Here is a 26,228-nt window from a genome sequence, read left to right as displayed (position 1 = left end):
CCGCGCCCGTCTGACATGACCAGGCCGACCATCAAGGACTATTGAGGGACAATGGACAACTTGTTTTCGCAGGCAACACCTCTTCTCATGTTCCTGCTGCCAGGATTTCTCTCAGCCTGGATCTTCTATGGACTTACTTCACACCCAAAACCTAGCCAGTTCGAGCGCACAGTTGAAGCGCTCGTGTTTACCTTTGTGGTCCAAGGCATCACGGCTCTAGTCAAAGCGGCACTTCTCGCTTGCGGAATAGTCTGGAGCTTCGGCCTTTGGACCAACGAGAGCCAAACGGTATGGTCAATCGCCGTCGCAGCTGCGCTCGGAATTGCGGTCGCAGCCGCTGTCAACAAGGACACGTTCCATTCATGGTTAAGGAGCCGCGTGTTTACTTCCCGCACCTCACACCCAAGCGAGTGGTTCTGTGTCTTAGACTCTAATCCCGCGTACATAGTCCTGCAGCTGCAAGACGGAAGACGCCTTACTGGCTGGCCAAAAGAATGGCCTACGAGTCCCGCCACTGGTCAGTTTTACATACAGCAGCCCGCCTGGATCGACGACGCTGGAGACGTTGTAGACCTCGCCAAGCTTGATGGCATAATTATCCACGCGACCGACGTACGTTGGGTCGAGGTGTTCCCCAAGGAGTGAACCGAAGATGACAAATCTGCGAAAGGGGTCTAACCCGCCTCCCCCTGGGAGACAGCATGTTTTTGACAATGCCAACTCCCCTGCCCGGAGTGGTCGTCCTGCTCCGCCGCCGAACCCGCCGCCACCGCCGAAGAAGCCTTAGCGCGGTATCGATTAAAGCCCCCACGCAGGGGCTTTTTCGTATCCTGGGATCATGCAGCTAACCGACACCGAATCGTGCCCGGTTGGTGGTGGTCTGAATTGGAAGCCTCAGGAAGCACTTCGTTGTCCCCACTCCGATGGGCAGGACCTAATGACAAGCCAGGATCCACTGGTGCTGGTTCTCGAGGGCGGCGCCGTACACGACATCCCCAGCTTCTACGTGGAGATCAACCGCCTCTTCATGGCCAACGAGGACTGGCAGCTCGGGCACAGCCTGGATGCGCTGGATGACATGCTTTACGGCGGCTATGGGGTGTTGGCCGGGCACGCAGGCGCCACTTTGATCTGGAAAGACATCGAGCACAGCCGCAACTCGCTCGGTGTGGAGACCACCCGTGCCTGGCTGCAGGCCAAGCTGGATGGAAACGACAGGTTCAACCGACCGCTCATCGCGGGTCAGTTGCAGGCGCTGGAGGCTGGAAAAGGCCTGACTTTCTTCCAGATTGTCATGGACGTCTTTGCGGCCCATCCCCGCATCACGGTGTTGACTGGCTGACCCGGGGATACAATGGATCCACACACCCGGATCAGCTCCCCTCCTCACACGCTTTACGTGAGTGACGGGCCCCGGTTTCTTTTTGCTTCCCATGAAATCGCAGGAAGCGGCACCAAGGGGATCAGCGCAGGGCCCAGCCACGCAGGGCGTGGCTCTACAATAGGGGGGACCCGCCTGCCCCGATGGACCCCGCGTGACCCAGAAGCCCGCCGAACACACCCCGCTGATGAAGCACTATTCGCGTGTGGTTGCGGATACCCTCAAAGTGCTTGCACTGTAAGGCTTTCACCGCCGCTGTGTCCAGCTAAACTCCCCATGGACACACAATGGACACAGGTTCTGCCCCCTCGTGTCCCAACCTGTCTTAAGACGCCCCCGCCTCACTCTTAAGTCTTCAACGGCCGTTTCCCCGTGGACACAACGAACACCCGATGATCGCTTGTGTGACCATGCGGAGGTTTTGTAATTGACTCTGCAATTGGCAATTGCTTGATGGGTTTCAATTGCCACAGCTTGCCAAAAGTAAAAAGCCCCGTAATGTAATTTCAATTGAGATTATTTTACGGAGGGTCAATGAGACAAAGAGGATTTAATTTGATTGAATTGACCCTGGTCATGGCGCTTATTGTCGGACTGGGGGCGTTGACATATAAGATGTTCAAGCCATCAGCTTCAATGGCTGCGATCCGCACAGAACAAACACGTGCAGGCCAAATCGTTCAATCGCTCACGGATCTCTATGTGCTGCAACCTTCGTACGCCGGCTTGTCCACGGCGACACTTGAAAGCACGTACAACTCAAAATTCATTGTGCACAACGACACATTGGACACGCCATCAAGCATTGGCGCCTCGGCCATTGTGCAACCCGGTACAGCTTTTGGAACCAACGACTCAATTGACTTGGTTTATCAAGCCGTACCAAATGGATCGTGTGTGAAGTTGGCAACAGCACTGGCCCGCTCGGCGGATTTTGTCCGCATCAACAGTGTGGAAGTGCAAAAGCCATACTCCAAATTGCGTGAGGACTTGCTGGCTACGCAATGCGCCACACGTGATCGCAATGAAGTTCTGTTTCGCTACACAAATAAAAATGTTTCGACTCAAGCAACAGACATGTCTGCTTGTGAGTGTTCGCCCACAATCGAAACCCAAACTTTAGCGTGCGAGGACAACGCCAGCGGTTCCATTACCCAACGGCGCAACGCCACATGCCCTGCGACGACCTGCCCTAGTCGCCAATGGACATCGTGGGTGACCACCAGCAACACATGCGCGGCCAATGCTGCGCCTGTACTCGTCATTGATCCGCAAGTCCCACAATCCATCTGCACGCCAATCAACGAACAGCGCGTATCGAACTGTCCAAGCAATCAAATTGGATTTGTCGTTGAAGGGCGCACCCGCGCATGTCCAAGTCAACAATGGGGAGCATGGACGCCTGTTACTCGGAAATGCATCGATCCGGCGCCACCTCAAACAACGTGCGAATTTGACCCTGCAACGGACAAAGGCACGGAAACGACTACCTGTCCTGCTGGTCAAGGCGGAAGCATCATTCGTGAGCGCTACCGCAATTGCAAAGCGGATGGAACAAAGGAATGGGGTGAATGGCAGACGATGACAAGCACATGCAGCGCGTCGTGCACAACAACGGGCACCTGCTGTGCGCCTGGACGCATGCAGCGCGCCACATCCGTTGCGTGTCCCATTTACACCTATGGCGAACGCAATGGTGTTGAACAGCAATTCTCTCGATGCACCAGCGCAACTTCTGCCCCAGTGTGGAGTGGCGTGTGGGAATTGAATGCGTCAACGGTTGTTGGGCAATGCAACGCATGCCCAGCTGACACCTCCACGACATTGACCCGCACAGAACCCCGCTCGGGATCCTGCCCAGCTGGAACGTTTGGTACACGCACGTGGCAAGCGGTCTTTAAGCAGACTGTGGGCGTTTCGTATGCGTGCAATTCTTCGGCAGGGCACACGACGCCTGGGCGAAATGAAACCACATCCCCTTGGCGTGAAACCGGGATCATTGGTCTGACTGAGAATTGCAGCGGTTGTCCTGCTTCAACTTCGGAAGCTCAAGAACAATGGGTGGGTGTGAACGTTGGCTGCCCCAGCGGCCAAAGCGGTCAGAACTCGTATGAGAAACGACAAATCCGCACCCGCACAGTGAGTTATTCCTGCCCAGCAGGTCAAACAACAAGTCCTGCCCCGCAATACAGTGCTTGGAGTGGATGGGCGGACACCGGAGCCACACGCAATGTGGTCAACACTTGTGTCAATGCCGAAACATTCCCAACATTGCTTCCCGCTCGCACCATCCGTGGAGCCTGGGCGCGTGCAGGCGAGAGTGGCTTTGGTTGGGCGATTGCTTGCGACAACTCAACAATGACATCGCTGTATGGAGCGCACCAATACAACGCCGGTCTGTGTATCCGCAATCCGAACATGAGTGAAAACTTTGGCGATGCAACATGGGCGCCGGAGTATTACGGACCATTTACGTTCAAACGCTCGGGAACAATCACACCCGAAGTGACCGCATGCCTAAATACGCTCAGTTCGCAAAACTACGGGAAGAGCATGAGCGCGATTGGCGGATCACCACTTGCGTGGCCCGCTCAATGTTCGTGTCAAAAATTAAATAATGCCAGTGTGGTTGTGTACAACTACATGTCTATGGGATGGGATGGCGATGGAGCCCGAATGGAACTTCACGAATACGTGTGCAATTAAAAGAAAAGGGGCCAGTCGGCCCCTTTTATTATCGTTCAATTTCGCCTACTTTTTGCGCTCTACCCCGCTCGTCCTTGCGCAACAAATTGCGGCCAGCAACCAACCAACTCACACCTGGATACTGGTAATCAACTTTGGAGAAACCAGAGGTTCCGTCATTGCGCACCGTTGTGGATCCAATGGAGTGGCGGTGTTCACTTGCCCAATTGCGCTCAGCCGACCCTATCGTGAGAATTTTTTGAGTTGGATGCGAATGGATTATTTCACCCGTAAATGATGATTGAGATTCAATGTCCGCTGTGTTGATCGTGCATCCAATGGACACCCCATCGGTAAAGACTTGAACGCTGTACGTATTGGCGTTGTCAATTGCTATGGCCGCGCATGCTTCATGACCTGTCCTGTCTGTATATGTCCGAAGTTTAGACCCGACCACTTTAAGAAATTCACTGAGTTCTTGGCTGGGCTCAGAATAGATTGTTTGTATTTTTTCGCGGGCTTGGCAGTGCATGATGGATGCCACACTCAACGCCATTGCAAGACTTGTTGATACAATTAGCTTCATAGTTTCCCCAAATATGGAATAGATATATTTGGGTTAACAAAAAAAGAAATTTAGTCAATACAACAAGCTTGATTTCCCATTATGATTTGCTAGTTTGATTGAGCCGGCAGCGTTTACCCCCTTCGCTGCACAGGCAAGCCCCCTCAATGGGGGCTTTTTATTTGCAAGAGCAATGACGCCAATGGACGGTTATGGACGCTTGTCGTCAATTGCATACCCAAAATGTCACACTGTCTAAAATGACATCGCGCAATTAAGATGTCAGGTATTGACAAAATTGCAATGTCTGATTTCCTGAATTGGTGAACTTACTCACCATCAAAAGGAGGTCAAATGAAACGCAATAAACATTCAGGCTTAATATTAGCCATATGTATTGGCGCGTCACTAAGCGGACATGCTGCAGCTCAGTCAACAATCAATGTCGGTGAAGGCAACACATCCACCGATGATGCTCCATCCTATGCATCCGGAGCCATTTTAATTGGTTATGACAACATCAATAATGGCGTGCATAACAATCTCAATGGCTTTGGCAACACAAGTATTTGGTCGTCCACAGTTGTTCCCGATCCATCGGTCATGTACGGACTCACACGCAACACCGCATACGGAAATGGAAATTACCTGCAAGGCTATAATTTGTATGCGACAGGCATTGAAAATCGCGTGCTGGATGGGACTCAGGTCTTTGTCTCAGGCCGTGAAAATGTGTTGCGCGGCAATAATATTTTCGTGTCCGGAAATATGAACGTCAGTGACGAACTTGCCAATGGCGCAATGGCCTACGGTTCAAGCAATGGTTTGTACGGCTACGCAATGATTTACGGAACGAGCAACGTAGGCCACAGCGGCTTTATCTCTGGAACCAACAACTTCATCATGTCGGTTGCAGGTGGCGCAGTGTTCGGCGTGTCCAACTACGAATACGGAACGAACAACTACCTGTTCGGGTATGGGAACCGTAGTGCCGAAACAGCAAGCGGCAATCTGCTGGCCGGAACGTACAACCAAGCGAGCGGAACCAACAGCACACTGGTCGGTCACTTCAATAACGCGGTAGGCAATGGCGGTTTGGGTTTGGGCAACAACACCCTGGTCAACGGCGCCTGCGTATCGCTGGGCAATTATTCGGAGTGCAGTGAGGCCAACACAGTGTCGTTTGGCAATGGAAACGCCAATGGCACAAAACGTCTGCTGTTCGTGTCCAACGGCATTGCCAGCACCGACGCAGTGAACCTTGGACAGTTGTCGGCTGTCAGCCAGTCATTGGGTGGCACTGCCGGCTTTACCAACGGCGTTTACAACGGTTGGAGCGTCAGTCTTGGCGGCTCGAGCTACACGAACGTACACGACGCTCTTGTGTCGCTCGATGGACGCCTCACCACCGTGGAGAACAACCCAGGCGGTGGTTCGTCAACACCCGGTCCCGCCGGTCCCGCCGGCCCCCCAGGTCAAGACGGAAAAGACGGAATTGGGGTTGACGGACGGGATGGTGTTGACGGGTTGAATGGCTTGGATGGACGCAGTGCATATGAAGTGGCGGTTGCCGATGGGTTTAAGGGATCACAGCAAGAGTGGCTTGAATCCTTACACGGTCGGGATGGCGTTGACGGAAAAGACGGCATCGACGGCGCCACTGATCCTTTGGCCGTGAAGTACGACGACGAAAGCAAGTCCACAGCCACACTGCAAAGCGCCTCCGGTGGGTCGACTCGCCTGAGCGGCGTTGCACCTGGCCGTATCGCTCAAGGGTCCACAGACGCGGTGAACGGTGGGCAGTTGTGGGATATGGAGAACCGTTGGAACGACCGCTGGGAAGACACCAACCGTCGAATTTCTCAACAGGACAAACGGATCAACGGCTTGGGCGCACAGTCCATGGCGATGAGCCAGATGGCGATGTCCAGTCAATACCTGCCTGTTGGAAAAGTCTCTTTCAATATGGGCGTGGGCTTCTACGGGCCAGCCGCTGCGGTGGCTCTTGGAGGATCAGCACAGGTCACTGAGCGCATTCGCTTAGTCGGCAGCATCACTGGCGGATCTGGTGGAACAAGTGTTGGCGGCGGCTTCGGGGCTTCAATCACCTTCGACTGATATCTCGCAACAACTACAACTCGGCAGTACCAATGGGGGCGCCGGCAAGCGCCCCCTTTTTTCTACAGCATTAAAGGAGGTTTCATATGATGAAAAAAATAATTCTTACGCTGGCACTCATGGTGTCTGCAGCTTCTGCACAAGCAGCACACGTTCTTGCGTCAGATATCACAGGGGTTGTTGTGGATGGACAGGGCAAGCCCATGGCGGGCGAAGTGGTGCGGGCCTACCACCACGAAACGAACCGCCTGATAGAACGACGAACAAATAGCAAAGGACGCTACCACTTCAATAATGTGCGGTCGGACGGCCAATACACCGTGTCCCACGCGGCAACATCGTTCACGGGTCGAGTCCAGTTGGGACAGACACACCGCCAGAACTTCGTGGGCGATATCGTGCGATACGACTCTCCGTCCATCCTATTCTCCTGGGTGTGGTCTGGACCCAACCAGCGGGTGTATGGCGTTGCAAGCCATGCAAAGGGGGAATGATGGCTCAATACTTCCACGTCCCTTACAGCGACAAAGACAAAGCCCGTGAACTGGGCGCACGCTTCGATGGCGACACAAAGCATTGGTACGCCGACACAGTGGAATGCATCGAAAAGATGCGGCTGCACTTTGACCCCATCACCAATCCCAACCCCATCACCACACTGATTGGTGAAGACCGCACGTTTGGCGGGAACCATCTGCACATCACAATGGTGCCCATGAGCTGCTGGATGCGCTCTGTGAAAGCCTGTTTGGACCCCTCGGACTGGAAACGCCTGTCGGCGGGGCTTCGCCAAAGAAGCAACCACACATGCGAGTTGTGCGGCGCCAAAGAGGATCAAAAGCGCTCGGAATACTTGGATGTGATTGCGCGGTGGGAGTACAGCGACACTGGGAACGTGCAAACGCTCAAGCGCTTTGTGAGCGCGTGCCAGATGTGCGTGAGAGCCACAAATTATGGTTACTCAAAGCTGACCAGTTCTGAGACGGAAGTGCGGCACCATTTCAAGGCAACCAACGGTTGTGATGATGACTTCCTGGACAAGCACATCATCGAAGCATTCGGGCTGTGGACCCAACGCTCAGCGAACAATCAAAAATGGACGATGGATCTATCGTTGCTTTCCAACAACGGGATCCGTCTGGCTAATAAAGGGGGCGCTTGAGTGGTGATGGAGCGGCACGGTTTGGCCGCTCTGAAAAATACCAAGCCCGCCCCCGCCACATCTACGCGCTCTTGTTCGACAACGGGTGCTGCTATGTGGGTCAAACCACAGACCTGCGTAGGCGCGAAGGTCAGCACAGAAGCCACGCGGGTGGCTGGCAAGGCCAGTCCTTCACCTTCATCCCACTTGCGACCATGACCGGCACCAAAGCCGAAGCGGAGAACCATGAGTACGCGTGGCGGTTCGCTGCGCAACGGGCTGGTTGGCGAATCTACGGTAAGCCACCAAACATCCGTGTGAACACCGCACTGCGCATGACACCCCTGCGCCGGTCGATCGCCAAACAGTGCGTCTGGCCTGGGCAAAAGCGCGGGATGTGGGGATGGCTCAAATGGATCTTGGGGTTCGGTGCCGCTGCCGGAATGGTGGCGCTGTTCCAATAAAAAATGGCCCCTTGGGGCCATTATTATTCAGTAGTACCCGCGTTCGTTGGCGTCTCGTAAGCGCTCTTGTTCCTCTTCTGAACCAAACGCTGGACGTGGGCGAGTCAATCGCCACGCGACACAGCACGCGGCGACCAGCAAGATGATGACAAGGACATACACCATGGCCGTTAAGCTCATAAGGTCTGTCTCTTGAAGCTATCACGCTGAGTATTGGGGGTCAACGCACGGTCCATCGCCTTTTGGATTTCCGATACATGTTGTCCCACCCAATCCTCAATTTGTTTGCTTTCAGCGTTCAATTTGGCTTGTTTTTGCCGCGTCTCATTTCCACGTTTTTTCACACCTGCACCAACTTCTGACTTTTGAAATTTGAATTTATCAAACATCTTGGCAATCTCCGCGCCTTCTTCGCCACGCACACCCGCGTGCAAGGTGTTCTCCTTGTTGCGATCAAGAGCCGCGCGTTGGCGTAGTGTTTCGGCTTCGTGGGTGGTTGTGTACAACGTGAACTTCCCTTTGGTCACTCGTGAGATTGCAACCATCAAACTGCTGCTGTCGGTCATGCCCGCGTTGCCCAGCAAGAACACATCTGTCTTGCCTTGCCCCTGCGCACCGTGCACCGTGCGCGCGTAGTTGTGCTGAATGGCGTTCCACTCTTCGGTGTTGAATTTGAGTTTGCGACGCTCCAACCCCTCATCGATGTCCACCGTTACGTCAAATCCGCCACGCTTGCGGTTGGGCACGATCGATGTGATTTTTGCTTCGGTCCCGTTGACGACATTCATCACGCTGTCGGCGGTGGTGAAGCGGATCCGATCACCAACGGACAACGACATGTCCTCAAAGAACTTTTTGCCGATTGCACGGATGTGAACCTCTTCCTTTGCCACTTCACCGCGCTCTTGATAGCCCTTACGAATGGCTTGATTGAGTGTCTTAAGATCCGCATTGGAGTGCGCCAGGACCAACCGCTCGTCGGTGGTTGCATGTGAAGCAAAGTAGTCGGACACCAACGAGTCAACCGCCTCGGCGTGGGTGTTGTACTCGTCTATGCATCCTGCGGCTTCCAGCGCGCCCCAAATGGCGAAAGACTGCTCCAACACTTCGTTGCGGGACTTGGGTGAGCGTGCTTTCACCGGCAACCCGTTCTCGTCGTATTTGTAGAACATCTTTACGATGTCGCGCATCCGTTGATCCTTCTGCCGGCGAATTTCGGTGATGGTGCTTTCGCCCAGGACATCGCTCATCAACGCCATGCCCTGCCCTGCGCCCACGGGCTTCAACTGCTCTTCGTCGCCCTGCAAAATTAGTTTTGCGCCTGCGTTTTTGCAGTGCGCGGACAGCGCACGGATCTGCGGCACGTCGATCATGCCAGCTTCGTCCAACACAACAACATCATTGCTGGTCAACACAAGGCGGTTGCGCGATAAGTCGGCAAGGATCTTGGTCACCGATCGGCATTCCATGCGGCTTTCTTCCTGCAGCTTTTTGGCCGCTTGGTTGGACACGGCACAACCCAGCATGCGTTTGCCTTGGGCGCGGTACACCTCTGAGTAGAAGTCCGACACCGTTGTTTTTCCTGTACCCGCAAAGCCTGACGCCACGCACACCCCGGCCGTGTCACTGACGATGTGATCGACCGCTGTACGCTGTTCCTTGGACAACTTGAAGCCTTTTTTCAGTTCCAATGCTTCAATGATCGGTGTGGACAATTCCTTGCCCACCTTCCACCATTCCTCCCCTTTGCGGGCGTTGGACATGGTGACCAAATCCAACTCGCACTCCACCATCCATCGCGCCGCGTAGCGCGACTCAGTGTGGCGTCGGGCCAAGGTCATTCCTTTGTCGTCGTCGTGCAGCGCCACTGGGTTGATTTCCATCAAGTCGCTGGTGTCCGACACGGCTGCATCGGCCAAGGCAAACAGTTCGCTTGCGGTGACAAAGCCCAGGTTTTCTGTGCCGATCTGACGCAGCAATGTTGGGTAGTCAAACGCCGCGTCGTTCTCGTGCAGCAGTTCAAGCAGTTCCTCACGAGTCCGGGCGGGGCAACGCACATCCTGCTGTTCCTTGAGTTCCGCAATGGTGGGTATTTTAAATTTTTGGCTGACGTTCTCGATGAGCTTGGAGAAGTGGTCCATCAGTTCGGGGTAGGACGGCTCGTCTTTGTGCTTGCGCGTCTTCAACCATGCTGCGGCGTCGGCCGTGCCCTTGGAGCGCTCTTCCATGATTTCGAGATGGCGCGACGAAAATTCGTTGATGAGTTCTCTGTCGTGCAAGCCCGCAACCTCCCAGGACCGCGCGCCTGTTTTCTGTCCATGGGCATCAACCTCTTCGCTCTGAACAATTTTGAAGCCAGCCTTGGACAGTTCTGTCGCCAGAACATTTTGGTACACCATGTCGGCTGCGTGGCGGAAGCGAAAAATCTCAGATGCGTCAAAAGTGCTGTGCGTGCCGTCCGACCCTTTGCACACGTTGTACACAAGAACGTGGGTGTGCAAGTGAGGTTCCAACTCGCGGCTTCCGAACTGCATGTGCATTGAGTACGCCAAGCCGTCAACGTCAATCACGTCCTTCCCGCCTTTGCTGCGCCGACACTGGGTGAACGCCTCAAACATCTTGCTCATGGACGTTTCCACGGCCACACGTTGGGCTTCCATCACAATGAGCTTTGTGTCGTCATCGCCCAGGGCATGCAAGAGCGAAACGGACTTAGGTGGGGAGTGCGTAAGGTCGTAGCCCGCGCGTCGTCCGCCTTTGTCCACCATCATCACATTGCCATCCTTGTCCAAGCGAGGCTTGCCGGTACGCTTGTCGATCTTCACTTCGGCAGTGGGTCTGGCGCCTGCGTTCTGACACAGTTCCTTACCTGTTGGTGAGAAGCCGTCGAACAGCGCCATCATGTCTTCTTTGTTGACCGGCTTTCCGAGCAACCCCAACTCGCCGGCAAGCTTGCCACCCCAGTGGGACGTGACATAGGTGGATGTTGCGCTCTCAAGATCCGGTGTGCCGTCCAGGTAATAGTCAGTGGCTTGACCGTCTTGTTTTTGAGTCTTCTGTTGCAGTTCGATATCGGGAACCGCCAACAGATAGTCAATGACATCATCGCCTTTTGGATTGCTTGATCTGTGTTGCAATAGTTGTCGTTGGATCACGGGCACCCCCATTTGAATGAATGACTTCATCCAAACAAAGAATACCGTTTTGTCAAGGGATCATGCATTGAAAGTGCAAGCGGGGAGGTGTATCGCCGCGCCCCACTTCGTACTGTGTGGACGCCGACGCCAGCAGTCGGCGCTTATAGGCTTCTGCCTCTACAACGCCCAAATCTTGCAATTTGATTTCCGGAGCGTTTTTGCCACCCTGCTCCACCAACCAACGGCTTGCGTCTTCATGCCCACCCGCTTGCGCGATGTCCAACGCTGTCTCTTTCAAAATATTTAATTCGTTGGGGTCACAACGATCGATCAACAAGGCAAGGCACTCCACACTGCCGCTGCTTGCCGCCGTGTGTATGGCCGTCCGGTGCAAAGGATCCACAACGGTGGGATCCGCACCGCTGTTGAGCAAGACGGAAAGGGTGTCCACCGATCCGCTTTGAGCGGCCAAGTGCACCGCTGGGGTGGTCGAGCGGTGTGTGCGGTTGATGTCGGCGCCGGCTTCAATCAACTCTTGCACAACGTCCGCGTGGCCGTTGCGTGCCGCGTGCTGTAGCACAGTGTTGTTGGCGTGGTCCAACTGGTGCAGGTCACCGCCCAGGGCGATGAACGCGCGCGTTTGCTCAAGGTTGCCCATGCTTGCAGCTTGGTGGGCCGTGAGCCGGTGTTGTTCGCGGCTGTTGACCACAGGCTTGCGCAGATCAAATGGACGCTGACCGTGCATGTCGGCCGCTTCCACGTTGGCGCCGTTGTCCAGAAGCAAAGCGGTGATTTCTACCCGGTGCCCGAGAACGGCGAAGTGCAGCGGTGTGATGCCGTTTTCATCGGCGACGTTGGCGCCATACTCGGCAATACAATCCACGACAGCGCGACTGTCGTTGTCGATGATTGCGCCTTTAAAGCGCTCGTTGAAATAGGTCATGCGGCCCCCTGAGAAATGAATGTGACATTCACTCAAACAAAGAACCGGCCAAAGTCAAGCTCAATGCCCGCCAATTGGCGGGCATTGCTCACATTTTTCGCCGCATTCGTGGCTGTTCGTCCTTGAGTTCAGCCGTATTTGTCAGTTGGGTTAGCAGTGACTGCTTTTGAACGAAACTGTCAATTGCATCGGCAATGTCATCGCGCCCAGATATCCTATGTGACAGCGAAGGATTTTGGTGAATATCATTCATCGTTGAGGGCATAATTGCCCAGCTGTTAGCCCCGGCGTTAAGAAGCTCTAAAGCAACTTCCGGTGATCGTGCCGAATGCAATGGAGTAATCCCTTTCGGGGTTATGAACTCATCGCTTTTTACTATCCAACACGCATCCCCCATGGCATTGGAATTCACATCAGCCCCGTGTTGGATCAGCAGTCGAACTTGTTCGGCGGATCCTGCGCAATGAAGCGGTGTAAACCCCTCTGATACGGATTTCATGAAGTAGGGATTTTGGGGGTCGTCAACTTTAATGTTTGATTGCCGATGCACATCCGCACCCAAGGAAAGCATTTTTGGGCTCAACGTGGTGTCGGCCTGAGATACGGCAAAATGGAATTCCTGAGAAAGCGAATGCATACTCGCACCTTGTTCCAGTAGCTCAATGGCAACGCCTGTGTCGCCTATTTCCATGGCACAACGCAGTGCCGACATATGCTCGCGCAAGTCGTTTAAAAAATAGTCATTGGGACCAACGCAGTTAATTATGGCCATAAAGACCTCAACATGCCCGTTGTCTAAAGCGCTTTTCCATGCAGGCTCCATGTTCTCTAAGTGGCGTTCACGATACAGCGGGCGGTCGGGAACACCATGCTCAAAGCTCCCGTAATAGTAGCCTTCACCACGGTACTCGTTGATGGCCGCTCGTGAGGGATATCCTTCATCAATCAATTGATTGACCGTCTCAAGATCCCCACGCGCAGCGGCCTGGCACAGTTCTCTGTCCATGGCAATATCGTATGGCGTGCGGCCTTCGGCGTTCTTAAGTAATGGATCAAAGCCAAAGTCATTTATCAATATCTCCGACAATTCATGATCGCCCACACGTGCCGCTTCGTGCAGTGCTGAATCTTTCATGTCGCCCTCGCCGTCAATGCTGCATCCACGCCGATAGAGCAACTTCATAACCGGAATATTGTGTGCTTCGGCGGCAACTTTGAATTCAGCGTCCAAATCAACGCCACTGCTCGCATGGGAGTTGATCGTCAATGGGCCACCACCAACGTTACCGTACTGCAAGTACAATTCAGCAAGCTCGCGACTGGCTGTTCCAAACTGGGATCCACCCCAATACTCAACGGTTGAATACCCCGCCTTCGCAAGAACGTCCGCAACAACATCGAGATTGTTTAGACGCTCATCCAATGACAATTCACCCAACAGAAATTGAGCGTAATCAGAAGAAGACACCTCATCTTCATCCAAATTTGCCATGAATTGCTTATACTTTTTACGTGCATCCATACTGACCCCCTTTTTATATGGTATTGATCCATACAAACAGATGAGCCATTAAAGTCAATACTATCGAAACAAATCCATGACCTCTTGCTGAGAAAGGACTTGAGGCTGGCGGTGGGTTCCGGCGTTTGACTCATTGGGGGACTGGATCACGGCTTCCGCTGGTTTGGCTATTGCCGCAGCTTCGATCATCCAACGCGCTGGCACTTGCCCAGGTCGTTGCACCTCCAACGATTGGCCGGGGAACGACAACAACAAGGGGTCATAACCGGCCGTTGCAACGATCGCCCGCACCTCAAACGATCCCTTCTTGCCCCGGCGTGGACCCAGCTCGTTGGTCAATTGGTGTTCAAAGACAACCTGACGGCCGTCTTGATGGACGTTGGCGTTCTCGTCGTGGGCCAAGGTGGCGGTGACATTTGTTCCAAACATTTCGGCCACGTGTTTGCGTGTCTCGGACATCTGCAGCTGACAAATCACGTGTGTACCGACGATGGTGGGCAGGATCTTTGCCTCTTCCGGTGAGTACACTTTCGACAACTGACCAAGCTCTTGGATGCCGGCAATCAAGGTGACGCCCTTGGACCGTCCTTTGTCGATCAACGGCATGATGTTCAACCGCCCCGCCGATGTCAGCTCGTCCAAAATGATGTACATCCCACGGTTCTTGTCTTCTTTCATCTTGGGGGAAATCACCTCTCCCACCAAAATATTGATGAGGGAGGAAATGTAAGCGCTGGTCAGAAGCTCCATTCCGCCTCCCTGGACAATGACGCCCTTGCGCCCTTTGTAGTCGTCCGAAGCCCACTCAGTGATTGAGAAACGGCGCTTGCCAACGACCGGCCACGCCTTTGCGAAATACTCCACAGCCTGCATGTTCGACATGATGGTGGACATGATGTTCGATGTCGTTTGCGAGTCGGGGTTCTCAATGAGCGGGAATGCCTTTTTGTAGTGTGCAAGAATGTCGGGCTGCATTTGTTCGGCGGTTTTGTTCAACTGCTCATTCAAGTCCGTCCAATTCCACAATTTTGGCTTGTTGGCAATCAATGTACGGACGGATCCGACAAAGATCATGCGGGCTGTGTTGGTGAAAAATGGATTGTTGTCCCCAGGCTTCTCCGGGATCATGCAGCGGGCGAACTCTTCCACTTGGATGCTGGTGTGGATATCGCACGCCACATCCCACACGTACCCTTGCTTGTCGTACGGGCTTAGAACGATAGGGCGTGGGTACACCACGTTGATGGTTTTGGCCTTCACGCGCTTCCAGCGTGATGCGGGGTCAGTGTAAGTGCCGGCACTGAAATCACCGTAGCTCGTGAAGTCACCCTTTACGTCGTACAAGAACAATTTCTTCTTCTTACGGATGACTTGCCGAATGAGCGGCAAAAGGATCTGTGTCTTTCCCGATCCAACCGAACCGTACAACAGCAGATGTCGGTTCCAGCGCTCCTGGGACAAACGCAACTCAGGGTGCAAGAGCAACGGCATTGTATCCTTGCCGACTTCCGCCTTCGTGATCTGCCTCGCCACTTTGATTGCGTCTTTCCCCTTTCGCACCTGCGGCCCGTCCAAGACGTACATGTTCCGCCGTGGGATCAATCCGTATTTCAGTGCGCCAATGGCACAGGCAACAGAGAATACGAAGCTCCAAATTGTCGCGTAAGGCGAGCCCGTGAGTTGAAGACTTTCGATGGCGTCGCGTGCGCCACCAATCATCAATCCCAATGTCGCGTAGTTCATGCTGACCACCACACCCAATTTCAGATGCAAGCTGTAGGGCACTGCGGTTGATGGTTCCCACAGCCGCACTCCAAATATCAGAAGAGTGTAGACAAGGCAGAAGACACCCGTTGCCAATAAAAATGCCGTGTCCCACCGCCGAACCAGTGTGTGGGGTGGCACATGCTTGCCCACGCGCCCAAACGCCTCATAAATTTGTTCCATAAAAACCCCCTTTTGCTTTTCAACATAAAGGGGCTTTTCGTTCCGTCAAGTCCAACTGAATTTTAGTTGATACATGGGCTGATACATGGCCCATGCTTGCGTTGCAGGACTGGGGCAGATTTGCACAGCAAGATAAATTTGTTCCTCGCACGGGCTGTCGAAGGGACATATCTCACCCATGGGCTGATAGGCAAAAGCCGACAACAAGATATCGGGGGAGATTTGTGATGCATCGGCGATCATTGCGGGAGCTTTTTGTCCACTGCGTTTGGCTCTGATTGCCACACGGCATTGGGATTTCATCTCCACATGCGGATAGTCTTTCAGGGAGGCCCAGGCTCCACCCCAGTCCAAACCGACCGCCTGAACCATTTCGCCAAACAACATATAGCCTTCCCGCACATGTGGATCGTTCATGTCCCACGTGGGCTTGCCGTCCACATGCAACACACTGTCCATCGCATAGCCGTGGTTGTGGCAACTCATTCCCGCTCCAACGCTCGTGACACCCGAATTGCTTGCCAGCAGCGCCGCTTGACGGGCCTCGCTGCGCATGCCCTCCATCGGCCGCATGTCAAACCCACGTTGGGCCATCATGTCGTACACCGCCTCAAGTTTTGTGCGCATGTCCGGGTGCACGCCTTTCCACAACTTCTCGTTGCGTTTTTTCTTGAAGAAATTCCACCACTGGGTTTCGTTGGCGTTTTTTACCGGCGATACGCTGACAGACGATTGCAACGGATAGGACGTGATTGGTTTTTCAACGTGCGCAAAGCACGGACTAACTGTCAAAGACATAAGTGACAGAAAGACGAAACGTAAAATCCATTGATGCATAAATTCCCCTTTTTTAAATACGAGTGTATTTATTGAAGAGGAACGTCAAACATTGTCAATACCTTTTATTGAACTGGACGCAAAAAAAAAGGCCAGAGCAATCTGGCCTTCTTCTTGAAACGATCACATTTTATGACTGAACCGCTGAGTTTGCTCTTGAACCTGCACTTGTTCTTGAACTTGCACCTGCCCTTCTGATTCCTGACGTTGCTTAGCAAGCAGTGCATCGACTTCTTTCTCCTTGGGCCAACGGTTGTTTTCAATGACAAAGCGGTGTTGGACATCGGCAAGCATTTTTTCTTCATCGCTTGGTTTTGCCAATGTCTCCGCCGCCCAGGCCATGCCACCTACGCGCTGTCCGGATTGCGACTGGCTTCCCTCTCCTTGTTCATCTTGCTTTGCGCGACGCTGGGCAATGCGTTGAGAAAACGAAAACGAATTGCTGTCCTGTTGAAGATCGTACGCATCCGCCTGCGCTTGGGCGTGCATCAACTGTTCTGAGGGCAATTCTCCGAGCTTTTGGCGTTGGCCGGTGGCCTCCAACATTTCTTCAAACTTAGCGTTGCGCCGCGCGGTCAATTCACCCAGCACTTCGGGGGAAGACTTTTCTTCCCATTCGGCCATGGCTTGACGGCTCTCAGCGATCTTGTCTTCGTAGACGTTGAACTGCTCTTGCCATTTGTCTTTTCCAAACGTCATTGGCTTGGGGTTGTTTTCCAAAAACTCGGTGCGGGCTTGCAAAACTCTCTGATAGTCCTCTTCCAAGCGCAGCACATGGGTTGGATCCTTCCGACGCTCAATCTCACTGTCGTACTGTCCAATACGCCGCTCAAGAGTGTCCACCTTCTGATCTTGCTCCACCCAGGCTTGCGCCTGGGTGTCTCCTTGTTCTGCAGCTTGGTGCTTGCCCTCACGGTATGTGTCATCGGGGGCAGCAAAGATGCTGTTCAGATCGGTGCTGAACATCGAGTCGTTGTATGTTTTTTGATCTTGTATGTCTTTGTTCATTAGTAGTCTCCTTTATTGGTTGTATTAAGCAGCTTCGGTTTCAAACAGTTCTTGCTCAAGTTGATCCTCTTTGAACTTGCGCATGTACTCATCGACCTTGCCGGGTGTGACGGGAATGGTTTTGGCAAAATCAACACGGCGGACGTTTCCACGGTTGAGGTAAACCAGCGCACGCGCACCGCCACTGGTGTTCAACTCGCGTCCCATTTCCACCAACGTGACAATGGGACCGTCTTGCATTGCGCCTGAACCGTGAACCATCATGGCCGAGCGGATGGACGACGAACCTTCCTTGACATTCGTGCCACGCAGAGCGCTCCATTTTTGATCCCAGCGGTGTCCAATGTCGTTGCGGAACATGTCTTGCGACACCACTTTGGCAAAGCCCCAACGCTTCAATTTCCGCATGAATGCGCGCTGTGGGTGATCGTCAACATTGAGAGTCGAACGTTTGTAAGTGGACGTACTGGCTTTGAAGTCCAAACCGCGTCCAGAGGGGTTGTATTGGATCAATGTTCCATGTCCAACCTTGCGCATCACAAACTCATACGTTGCTTCCGATGCTTGCGAACACGTAATTGATTGGAATTGATCCAAGAAGCCTTCCATGCCTGCCTCAGTCTCAAAGCACGACATCAAGCCTTCAACGTTTTGAGTCAGATACACAGCACCCATTCCGAACGAACGTGCGATCGGGAGCAACTTAATTTCCTGCTGGCTGACCAACAATTGGCATTCATCGATAATTTGGATGAACACTGTTTCCTCGGGCATCTCCTTGCGCCAATCAGCAACCTTCACCCGCTGCTTGAGTTTGGCGTATACACGTTGCTTCAACAGAATCTGGACTGCGGTGCCGGCGTCCTCGTGCAGCGACTCAGGCAGATCGATACCGATGCGCGCACCACGCATAACGGCTGTGATGTCAACACCCGTGGTCAAGGCGGTCCATGGGGTTCCGTTCTCGTCCACAAGCCCGGTGGATTGGATCAGTGGGTTGATGCGTTGGTTGACGTTCAAGCGGAACGATTGGCGTTGCTCATAGGGCATGCCTACCCATGTGTTGGCCACATATGTCACAGCTTTTTGAAGCGCTGAACCTTGGCGTGTGAGTTCCGGGTGGATGGCAATTGGCGAGCGGTCCACGCCAACAACATTCACGCCCAAGAAGTTGAACCATTTTTGCAGTTCTGGACCCATCGCTCCCTGAGCGTTGCCCTGGGTGACCACGATGTTATCCAACAGATCCAACACCGCAACGGCGTCATCGAAGCACCAGCGCCATTTGCGCGGACGTTGCACTTCGGTTTTATAGAACGCAAGACGGTCGCGTGTTTTTTGCAACTCTTTGACGGCGTTGATGTGGTTTTCGGAACCTTTGGTTGCCGGATTGCTGTTCAACTGTTTGACGTTGAATTCCAAGTTGGGGATCATCATGTCGATCTTGGTCAACTCTTGGACAGCTTTTTTGTAAACACTTTCTTCGTGCTGACACAACGCTTCAAAGATGATGCAGGCATTGAGAACGTGGTTGTCGGCACCCTGCGACCAAATTTTGTTCTTATCGTCGGAACTGGCAACCATGGAGTTGATGGCTTTGGCTAGTTCTTTGGCGCTTAATCCTTCAATCAAACCAACGGCCATACCCGGCTTGATGTTCCACTCAAGAACGTTAGACAGTTCGCCTGGCAATGTCCCCTTACCACACAGAACAAACAACCCAACGCGATATCCTTCCATGCTGCACAACGCAATTTGCAGTGCCACCAAACGTGCGAAGTTGGTTGTTTTACCGATACCGGTACGGCCCAAGCACAGCATATGTGTGCACAGGTCATTGATTGACACAACCATTTTCTTGCCGGGATCGGGACTGAAATCGTAACGCTTGGACGCCAAGTAGCCACTGGAAATGGCAATCACGATTGTTGGTGACTTGTCCTTCTCTACGTTGACCGCTTGCATGTGGCGGTCTTCTCTCGTGGTTTTGAAAGAGTGGTCTTGCATCACCCCACCAACCACCTTGTTTTGTTGATCCAGTGCCCAACCACGTGCACGGAAATTCAATTCTGTGTAGCGCATGGCGTACGCAGACGCGAACAACAAGATCACCCAAGGTGCCATGACGGGCGGCAAACACATGACAATGCCAAAACCAGCGCAAAGCTTTGCCCAGCCCCAAGCCCATGCTTTACCACCTTGTACCGCGCCGCCCAATTTTGAGTCGTCGCCCCAGTTGACGATCGTGCCAAAAATAAACACGCCCCAAACGGTCGAAAGAAAAAAGGCGATAGCACCCATAATATTGAGGATGAAACCAAATGGGCTCGCTGCGAAGTTCGTCAGCCCTTGCATCACGGACATGGATGATCCACCGTCCCCGGACATTTGATCCAATGCCGCAACACTCACACCTGTCTTGACAACAAAGATGGCGTACAGCGAGAACAAGACTGGTGCGATAAAGCCGATGAACCCCATCTTGATTGCTTCATTCACGTCCTCCCCTTGATGCAAGGCGATGATGTGAGGAACGACAAGCGCCGCTGGGATCACCGCCAGTAACGCCCAAAAGCTTGGCAGGGCTGCAAGCACAATGGTGAGGGCGGCCAACACGGGGATCATGCCGTACACAATTGATGTCGCTGTGGAGTCCGCGCCTTGAGTCAGGTCATTGGTGGTTACAAAGTTTTCCCAGGGCAATCCATCGGCCGTTACTTTGTAGCTGGAATGCTCGTCGTCCAGGTCTTCGGCGATCATGGGCGAGTACATCCGGAACGGCTCCAAATCAACGCCTTCGGGAACGTACAAGGTTCCATCATCCCGGCGTTGTGCGCCCATCTTTAATACTTTCTCAACGTCGCTGCTGCGAACGTTCGGCAGTTCACCGTTGAGAACATAGCGATCACCCCGTCCAATTAAGCGCAAGAAACGCTTGTTGGCGTTGCGCACTGTTTTTTGTTCGCTCGTAAGGACCGCCCCCGCATTTTTGATTTTCCCGCTCAACTTGTCGAGAAAATCTGGAATTGTGAAAATGTTTAAACCCATACCACCTCCTTTAGATTTTAATGATTAACCAAAATATGAAGCCCAAAAATGAAATTATGGCAAGCGAATTCATGAACACCCCGCGCGACACACGTGGTGCCTCTTCATCCCGAATTTGAGCCAACAACAAACTTTGATCCCGCCAGTTGCTTTCGGACTCGGAAATGTCGGACGTGCTTCCGCGATCGCCTGTGTTGTAGTAATACTCCCGCTGCAAATGCGGGTTCATCTTTGAAAACTTATCCAACGGTGTCCGGATTAGTGTTCGCCCGTAAAAATCGTACAGCCGACTTCCCAATGACAGGCCAAACTTCGTTTTGTATTGATCGTAAATTTTATGAAGCATTTTTACTCCTTATATATGTGAGTGATTGTTACTCAAGCACGGAAGCCAATATTGTCAAGAGTCAATAGTTAAAGTTTTTTGGCCCATGCATCCAGATCCGAATTGGCCTTGTCCTGCCAGTCGTCTTTTTTATCCTTTACTTTCGCATCATCATTTTTTGCCTTACGCTTCTCCACCGGCTTCGGTGCAGTCGCAGTTGCCTTGGGTGCCACCGACTCTTTGGACGGCTGCTTCACGCTGACAGTTTTCTGCTCGGGCTCAGTTTTTGGTTGAGGTGCAGGCTCAGGCGCCGGTTTGAGTTGGGCAAGAGGTGAATTGCTTGCAACGGGTTTGAGTTCGCCTTGATGATCTGCGTCCAATGGCAGTTGTTCTTTCGCGCGCTTCTGAGCTTCAGCTTCCGCTTGTGCCGCTTTTTCTTTTTCCAACGCTTGCGCTTGCTCCGCGTCGAACAACTCTTTGTCCCGCAAAACCACAAGAACATTTTCACGCGGAGTGATGCTAATGCTGTGCGGCGATTTTTCCGTTGCGGATTTGTAGTGAACGGTTGTTTTTATGTAGCCGTCCGGTGTCACGATCAAAATCTTCGGATTGACCTGAGTTGGGGTGTAATCCGCTGACGGTTCCAACGTGTATTCCTCGCGCACATCAACCGTACGGCTGGTCAAGGTCACAACACCCTTGCGTGATATCTCAAATGTGGTTTCACCATCGGTCCAGCTTTTTCCGAAAATGGCTGTCACACGCTCACCCAACACAGCACCGCGTGGTGTTTTGAATTCCTTTATCACTGGCAAGTCTTTTTTGACCGGCGCCACTGCTGCCGATGGAGCTTCACTGGATCCATTGAAGTGGAAATACGCGGCCAACGATCCGGCTGCAACGATGCAAGCAACGACTGCGATCACGATCAGTTTTCGTTTCGGCCGTGATGCAGCTTGCACACGATCGGCTGTCTCGATGTCCTGGGCGTGAGGTGTTGCGGGGACGGGTGTGGGAGTCACTTTTGGTTTTACTTCGTCCCCAACCACCGGGCCTTGCTCTACGGCTTGAACCACATGCTCCGGTTCAACCGGCTGCTGTTCTGAAACGGCGACCGAAGGTTCCGGATTGCCTACCACAGGCTGTGCCTGGACATCCGCGACGCTCTTCACGGGTGCGGGCGATAGATCTTCTTTCTTTTTGGTTGCGGCGGACACACCGCTTTTTAGTCCCGACCAAATTCCGGCGCCCACTTTTTTTGCACCGTCCTTCATCTTGTGTGCCGTCTCGATGGTCTTATCCACGGCACGGTCCAATTCTTGGCTGGACTTGTCGTTTAATAAATCATCATCGTCGTCCGCCATTTGCATTTGCAATGCGCGCGGATCAATTTTAGATTTGTGTTCTTCTGTCATATTTTCTCCTTTCAATCTCACGATGGTCTTGAAGAAGAGGGCGCCGCCGCATTGACGCCCTCGCCTCCTGCTTTGGTTACCGCTGAGCAATCTCAGGCAGTGGGGTGATGACGAACTTGTTGTCGCCCTGCCCGCAACTCACTTTCACTGCGTGTTGCACGCCAGCACCGTTGAACGCACCGCGCTTGCCCAACTCGGCCAATGGAAGTTCGCAACCGGCCTTCCCGGAAAACTCAAACGTCAATTGGTTTTTGGATTGCGAACTGATCGCAGCCACCTTGTCGAACACCAGCGCGGTCTTATCAGAAACCGGTGACATGTCTTTGGGGTCGTACGCAATCACCATCGCGCCAAGTTCTTTTGTGGGCTTGCCCTTGTCGTCCACACCGTCGCGCTCATCGACCGATGCTTTCAAGCCGGCTTGTTGCGCGTAAGCGCTTGCCTCTTGGAACTCTTTGAGTTGTTTTGCCTTGCTCCACTTCTTCCCAAAGAAGTTACCGCCCGCGCATCCCAGCGCACCGCCACCAATAGCGCCTGCGGCTTTGTCGTCTTTCAATACCTTCGCGCCAACTACTCCACCCAAAATTCCGCCAACCACACAACCGATCTTCCCGGCCTTTTGTGTGCGCGCTTGATCTTCGGCCGGAGCCTGGGCGTGTGCGCCGATCGATCCGGCCACCAATGCAACCATTACTGCTGTCGTTAAAATCATTTGTTTCATTTTTATCTCCTAGTTTTTTGTTGATGAATAATTTGCACCTGGGGAAGTTGTTGGGATCTTTTGCAATGTTCCCCGTGACATTGCATCCAAGATATTTTTCTTACGAGTTGTCCGTCGGGAACGACACACCACCGGAATTTCTCGTAGATGTCTGCTGCCGATTTCCCCGGCCATTATTTATTTGCAAACCACCACCCTCAATGAGTCGGCTCGCCAATGTGTTCAATCCACTAATATGTTGCTTGCAAATTTCGATATGCTGTTCGGACATTGCTTCATTGATGCTCCGCACGGCCTCAACAAACGTTTTTTGATCCGCCATCAGGTTCAATCTGAGATTTGCCACCTCCTTACGCAGATCCTCTTGGGTGCGGAGCAAATCGGATTTTGCTTCTTCGATTGCGGCCACTGTTTCAACGCGACCGAGCTTGACCTCGATTGCATTACGCACCCAGTCGGTAAATGTCATACCGTTTTGGGCCATTTGTTGCTCAACCCGCTGCAATTGCCGCTCTGAAATTTTGATGTGCTTGTTAATTGTTTTCATTTTTCCTCCCTTTTGTTTCCATTACTCAAACAAAAAATTGGATATTGTCAAGCTCACACCCAAAAGCGTTGGCATTACTGGGTTTTTGGCATTTAATTTCCGCTGCAAAAATACACGGGCGTGTACATCCGGAAAGCATTGGCGTTAAAGGCTTTCCAATGGCTTTTGTTGGTTTTTAGCTACACGCCGTTAGAACACCACAGGTGCGACATGTGCATACGTTCTGTTCAGTCCCAAACCGACGGCTGTAGACTTTCGGCCCCCGCGAGCTTTTGTTTTTGCTTTTCGCTTTTTTGTTTTTTTGCTCTGGCTTTTGCTTCTGCCTTGCTCTGGCTGTCCCGCTGTTGCTCCTTGCGGGCGCTCGTGCTTTTTGTTCTTCGCTTTGCCCACTGGCGCGCTCGTTCGCCTGTCAGTGTCCCGCCCTGGCCGTCTCGTGCTGTTCCTCTGGATGTTTGCAGCGCGGCACCACCGCTTGTGCCTGCAGCTCGGTTCGCCCGCTGTGCGCCTGTCTGTGTGTCAGCCGTCTGTATCTGTTAGCTGGGCACCCCCTGCCCTCGCCTGCGGCTCTTTGCTGCTCGTCTGGTTGCTTGCGAGATACCTGTGCGCCGTCTGTTCGGACGGCCTGCACACGTCGTCTGGTCCGCTCTGTGGGTTCGTGCGTGCAGCCGTCTGGTGATGCCGTTGAGTCCCCACACGCCAATCACGCGTCTGGTCCGGTCAACGCGCGCAGCGTCAGGTTCTCAAACCAAACACCTTTTGTTCGTCCAGCCGTTCTGGTTATACATACGTTGTCCTGCCTCAAGTACCCTGGAACACTTAATCGTCAGGTGTTGAGAATTCAACGGGCATAAAAAAGGCCGTCCATTGGACGGCCTATCGTGCAACCCCAAAATTGTTAGTTGTCAGATCCCACCTTCACCACGCTTGATGCGGTCCGTTGAATTCTCAGATAACGCAAGCAACTCCGCGTTTAGCACTGCTCGTTGAATAATCGCTTTGATGCCCGATCTGTTTGCAACATCACCGGGGGTTTTCCCCTTGGCATTTAATGCAGAGGGATTGGCACCAGCATTCAGCAGAACTTTAATTACCTCCACATCATTTGCCCCGTATGCAGCCATATGTAAAACAGTGTCACCATAATTGTTGACTGCGTTAACGTCAGCCCCAAGGGCGATTAGGGACGCCACTGGATTAACTTCATTAGCGCACCACTCACTTGCGCTAATGAAGTGATGCATTAGAAGCGTTTCACCGTCTTTGTTTCTCGCATTGACATCCGCACCCGCATGAACAAGCAATTTAATCGCATCAGTTTCGACATCACCCCAAAGATGGAAGATCGGCGTAAGACCAGAATGATCCATTGCGTTAATGTTTGCGCCAGCTTCAAGTAGAGCCTTAACTGTTTCCACTGTCCGTGCCGACACCAAGGGTGTCCTCCCTTCGTGATCAACGCAATTCACATCAGCACCACGGCGAACAAGCTCTCTTATTAGATGCGGTTTATCATAGCTCACTGCGTAATGCATCAATTTTAGCCCAAGCACACTACCATCAGCGTTAAGATTATCGACTTCGCCGCGATCAATACTCGTCAAAAGTTCGTCAAACCTATTTTCAACCATAAGTTGAAAAGCATTTACTTTCAAAGGACACCTCCACCATCCAGCCCCATAAATCACATTGCCGTACCTAGGCAGTTAAATCTCAGCCTACCAAACTATCCTACTGTAATCAAAAACCCGCCGAAGCGGGTTCTTAAGGATTACATTTTTCGCCGCACCCTAACCGGCTCCATGTCCAGGCATGCTTTCACCTCACTCATTATTTTTTCCCCAGTCTGAACGTTTAGAGCCTCGCTCAATTTTTCATAAGTAAAAGCATCTTGAGTTAAATCGGCTGGGACTTGACCATGTTTGTTTTGCGCTGTGGCGTCAGCACCTGCATTTAAGATTATTTCAGCAACTTTTGGAATGCTGTAAGCGGCTGCGATATGCAACGCGTTGTTGCCTTTTGCGTCCTGGGCGTTGACATCCGCCCCCATGCTCACCAACGCATTTATGCATCCAAAAGAATTACTGTACATGGCGCAATGAAGCGGGGGCCAACCGTCCGGCTCGTTCCTCACATTGATGTCTGCCCCTGCATCAGCCAGTTCCCTCATAACCAGTTCTTGACCGTTAAAAGCTGCCATGTGCATCAATGAGTTTCCTTTATCATTGAGAACGTTCAGATCGGGTATGTTCTCAATAGAGTCCAAAAATTCTTTCAACTCAACCGAGCCGCCAGAAGATTTCGACAAGGCACCAGCGGCCTTTATAACCCTTACATAATTTTCGTCTTCAAAGTTCATAAAGCTCCTTTTTGTAGTTGTACTCAACCTACATCACCACACCTTGCACATTTGTCAAGAGAAAATTG

General features: G+C 52.7%; 21 protein-coding genes. 7 read left to right on the top strand and 14 right to left on the bottom strand.

Annotation, left to right across the window (positions count from 1 at the left end; all coding sequences use genetic code 11):
- The first annotated feature begins 51 nt into the window (after positions 1 to 51).
- From HGB51_RS13140 to HGB51_RS13130, 3 genes are all read left to right on the top strand, one after another.
- The gene (locus HGB51_RS13140) at positions 52 to 645 is read left to right on the top strand and encodes a DUF6338 family protein (protein WP_070206709.1); all 594 of its coding nucleotides are present in this window, start codon (positions 52 to 54) and stop codon (positions 643 to 645) included.
- Between the two features lie 292 nt (positions 646 to 937).
- Positions 938 to 1,342 carry a barstar family protein gene (locus HGB51_RS13135; protein WP_070206710.1) on the top strand — a complete coding sequence of 135 codons (405 nt, stop codon included), beginning with the start codon at positions 938 to 940 and terminating at the stop codon, positions 1,340 to 1,342.
- Between the two features lie 594 nt (positions 1,343 to 1,936).
- A complete protein-coding gene (locus tag HGB51_RS13130; RefSeq protein WP_171966856.1) occupies positions 1,937 to 4,087 on the top strand; it encodes a type 4 pilus major pilin in 2,151 nt (716 codons plus the stop codon).
- Between the two features lie 28 nt (positions 4,088 to 4,115).
- Here HGB51_RS13130 and HGB51_RS13125 read toward each other — a convergent pair whose 3' ends face one another.
- Complete coding sequence (locus HGB51_RS13125) at positions 4,116 to 4,652, bottom strand: hypothetical protein (RefSeq protein WP_141739008.1); 537 nt, start codon at positions 4,650 to 4,652, stop codon at positions 4,116 to 4,118.
- A 333-nt stretch (positions 4,653 to 4,985) separates the two neighbouring features.
- On the opposite strand from HGB51_RS13125, the gene HGB51_RS13120 reads away from it, so the two are divergent.
- The 4 genes from HGB51_RS13120 (at position 4,986) to HGB51_RS20335 (ending at position 8,354) form a co-directional block, all read left to right on the top strand.
- On the top strand, positions 4,986 to 6,749 hold the full coding sequence (locus tag HGB51_RS13120) for a YadA-like family protein (protein ID WP_084738828.1): 1,764 nt from the start codon (positions 4,986 to 4,988) through the stop codon (positions 6,747 to 6,749).
- 89 nt (positions 6,750 to 6,838) lie between these two features.
- Entirely contained in the window at positions 6,839 to 7,243 is a 405-nt protein-coding gene (locus HGB51_RS13115) for a carboxypeptidase-like regulatory domain-containing protein (RefSeq protein ID WP_171966855.1), read from the top strand.
- Positions 7,240 to 7,911, top strand: coding sequence for a DUF5710 domain-containing protein (locus HGB51_RS13110; protein WP_070206712.1), 672 nt, complete (start codon positions 7,240 to 7,242; stop codon positions 7,909 to 7,911). The genes HGB51_RS13115 and HGB51_RS13110 overlap by 4 nt, the downstream gene beginning before the upstream one ends.
- Positions 7,908 to 8,354: a GIY-YIG nuclease family protein gene (locus HGB51_RS20335; RefSeq protein WP_084738830.1), complete on the top strand. Its 447-nt coding sequence runs from the start codon at positions 7,908 to 7,910 to the stop codon at positions 8,352 to 8,354. Before HGB51_RS13110 ends, HGB51_RS20335 begins: the two co-directional genes overlap by 4 nt.
- A gap of 176 nt (positions 8,355 to 8,530) precedes the next feature.
- On the opposite strand, the gene mobF is transcribed toward HGB51_RS20335, so the two are convergent.
- The 13 genes from mobF to HGB51_RS13040 all read right to left on the bottom strand — a co-directional run bounded on the left by mobF (position 8,531) and on the right by HGB51_RS13040 (position 26,160).
- Positions 8,531 to 11,539 (bottom strand): MobF family relaxase, encoded by a 3,009-nt coding sequence (gene mobF, locus HGB51_RS13100; protein ID WP_070206714.1) that lies wholly within the window; start codon positions 11,537 to 11,539, stop codon positions 8,531 to 8,533.
- 22 nt (positions 11,540 to 11,561) lie between these two features.
- Positions 11,562 to 12,434 carry an ankyrin repeat domain-containing protein gene (locus HGB51_RS13095; protein ID WP_070206715.1) on the bottom strand — a complete coding sequence of 291 codons (873 nt, stop codon included), beginning with the start codon at positions 12,432 to 12,434 and terminating at the stop codon, positions 11,562 to 11,564.
- Between the two features lie 88 nt (positions 12,435 to 12,522).
- Complete coding sequence (locus tag HGB51_RS13090) at positions 12,523 to 13,956, bottom strand: ankyrin repeat domain-containing protein (RefSeq protein WP_084738831.1); 1,434 nt, start codon at positions 13,954 to 13,956, stop codon at positions 12,523 to 12,525.
- A gap of 60 nt (positions 13,957 to 14,016) precedes the next feature.
- A complete protein-coding gene (locus HGB51_RS13085; RefSeq protein ID WP_070206716.1) occupies positions 14,017 to 15,903 on the bottom strand; it encodes a type IV secretion system DNA-binding domain-containing protein in 1,887 nt (628 codons plus the stop codon).
- Positions 15,904 to 15,948: 45 nt separating this feature from the next.
- On the bottom strand, positions 15,949 to 16,740 hold the full coding sequence (locus HGB51_RS13080; protein WP_084738832.1) for a M15 family metallopeptidase: 792 nt from the start codon (positions 16,738 to 16,740) through the stop codon (positions 15,949 to 15,951).
- Between the two features lie 123 nt (positions 16,741 to 16,863).
- Positions 16,864 to 17,748: a hypothetical protein gene (locus HGB51_RS13075; RefSeq protein ID WP_141739009.1), complete on the bottom strand. Its 885-nt coding sequence runs from the start codon at positions 17,746 to 17,748 to the stop codon at positions 16,864 to 16,866.
- Positions 17,749 to 17,772: 24 nt separating this feature from the next.
- Positions 17,773 to 20,796, bottom strand: a complete 3,024-nt coding sequence (locus HGB51_RS13070; protein WP_070206719.1) for a type IV secretory system conjugative DNA transfer family protein — start codon at positions 20,794 to 20,796, stop codon at positions 17,773 to 17,775.
- A gap of 10 nt (positions 20,797 to 20,806) precedes the next feature.
- Positions 20,807 to 21,142 carry a hypothetical protein gene (locus HGB51_RS13065; protein ID WP_070206720.1) on the bottom strand — a complete coding sequence of 112 codons (336 nt, stop codon included), beginning with the start codon at positions 21,140 to 21,142 and terminating at the stop codon, positions 20,807 to 20,809.
- A gap of 68 nt (positions 21,143 to 21,210) precedes the next feature.
- Entirely contained in the window at positions 21,211 to 22,536 is a 1,326-nt protein-coding gene (locus tag HGB51_RS13060) for a hypothetical protein (RefSeq protein ID WP_141739010.1), read from the bottom strand.
- Between the two features lie 76 nt (positions 22,537 to 22,612).
- A complete protein-coding gene (locus tag HGB51_RS13055) occupies positions 22,613 to 23,257 on the bottom strand; it encodes a glycine zipper 2TM domain-containing protein (protein WP_070206721.1) in 645 nt (214 codons plus the stop codon).
- Positions 23,258 to 23,357: 100 nt separating this feature from the next.
- A complete protein-coding gene (locus HGB51_RS13050) occupies positions 23,358 to 23,804 on the bottom strand; it encodes a hypothetical protein (RefSeq protein ID WP_141739011.1) in 447 nt (148 codons plus the stop codon).
- Between the two features lie 902 nt (positions 23,805 to 24,706).
- Entirely contained in the window at positions 24,707 to 25,456 is a 750-nt protein-coding gene (locus HGB51_RS13045) for an ankyrin repeat domain-containing protein (protein WP_141739012.1), read from the bottom strand.
- A 116-nt stretch (positions 25,457 to 25,572) separates the two neighbouring features.
- Entirely contained in the window at positions 25,573 to 26,160 is a 588-nt protein-coding gene (locus HGB51_RS13040; RefSeq protein WP_084738834.1) for an ankyrin repeat domain-containing protein, read from the bottom strand.
- Between the last annotated feature and the right edge of the window lie 68 nt (positions 26,161 to 26,228).

The sequence above is a fragment of the Stenotrophomonas bentonitica genome, from assembly GCF_013185915.1.
Classification (GTDB): Bacteria; Pseudomonadota; Gammaproteobacteria; order Xanthomonadales; family Xanthomonadaceae; genus Stenotrophomonas; species Stenotrophomonas bentonitica.
This window is presented reverse-complemented; position numbering and strand designations above follow the sequence as displayed.

Excerpts from the sequence above, each read along its gene's own strand:
- HGB51_RS13140 (WP_070206709.1), top strand. The coding sequence starts at position 52 with ATGGACAACTTGTTTTCGCAGGCAACACCTCTTCTCATGTTCCTGCTG.
- HGB51_RS13135 (WP_070206710.1), top strand. The coding sequence starts at position 938 with ATGACAAGCCAGGATCCACTGGTGCTGGTTCTCGAGGGCGGCGCCGTA.
- HGB51_RS13125 (WP_141739008.1), bottom strand. The coding sequence starts at position 4,652 with ATGAAGCTAATTGTATCAACAAGTCTTGCAATGGCGTTGAGTGTGGCA.
- HGB51_RS13120 (WP_084738828.1), top strand. The coding sequence starts at position 4,986 with ATGAAACGCAATAAACATTCAGGCTTAATATTAGCCATATGTATTGGC.
- HGB51_RS13115 (WP_171966855.1), top strand. The coding sequence starts at position 6,839 with ATGAAAAAAATAATTCTTACGCTGGCACTCATGGTGTCTGCAGCTTCT.
- HGB51_RS13110 (WP_070206712.1), top strand. The coding sequence starts at position 7,240 with ATGATGGCTCAATACTTCCACGTCCCTTACAGCGACAAAGACAAAGCC.
- mobF (WP_070206714.1), bottom strand. The coding sequence starts at position 11,539 with ATGAAGTCATTCATTCAAATGGGGGTGCCCGTGATCCAACGACAACTA.
- HGB51_RS13095 (WP_070206715.1), bottom strand. The coding sequence starts at position 12,434 with ATGACCTATTTCAACGAGCGCTTTAAAGGCGCAATCATCGACAACGAC.
- HGB51_RS13090 (WP_084738831.1), bottom strand. The coding sequence starts at position 13,956 with ATGGATGCACGTAAAAAGTATAAGCAATTCATGGCAAATTTGGATGAA.
- HGB51_RS13085 (WP_070206716.1), bottom strand. The coding sequence starts at position 15,903 with ATGGAACAAATTTATGAGGCGTTTGGGCGCGTGGGCAAGCATGTGCCA.
- HGB51_RS13080 (WP_084738832.1), bottom strand. The coding sequence starts at position 16,740 with ATGCATCAATGGATTTTACGTTTCGTCTTTCTGTCACTTATGTCTTTG.
- HGB51_RS13075 (WP_141739009.1), bottom strand. The coding sequence starts at position 17,748 with ATGAACAAAGACATACAAGATCAAAAAACATACAACGACTCGATGTTC.
- HGB51_RS13070 (WP_070206719.1), bottom strand. The coding sequence starts at position 20,796 with ATGGGTTTAAACATTTTCACAATTCCAGATTTTCTCGACAAGTTGAGC.
- HGB51_RS13065 (WP_070206720.1), bottom strand. The coding sequence starts at position 21,142 with ATGCTTCATAAAATTTACGATCAATACAAAACGAAGTTTGGCCTGTCA.
- HGB51_RS13060 (WP_141739010.1), bottom strand. The coding sequence starts at position 22,536 with ATGACAGAAGAACACAAATCTAAAATTGATCCGCGCGCATTGCAAATG.
- HGB51_RS13055 (WP_070206721.1), bottom strand. The coding sequence starts at position 23,257 with ATGAAACAAATGATTTTAACGACAGCAGTAATGGTTGCATTGGTGGCC.
- HGB51_RS13050 (WP_141739011.1), bottom strand. The coding sequence starts at position 23,804 with ATGAAAACAATTAACAAGCACATCAAAATTTCAGAGCGGCAATTGCAG.
- HGB51_RS13040 (WP_084738834.1), bottom strand. The coding sequence starts at position 26,160 with ATGAACTTTGAAGACGAAAATTATGTAAGGGTTATAAAGGCCGCTGGT.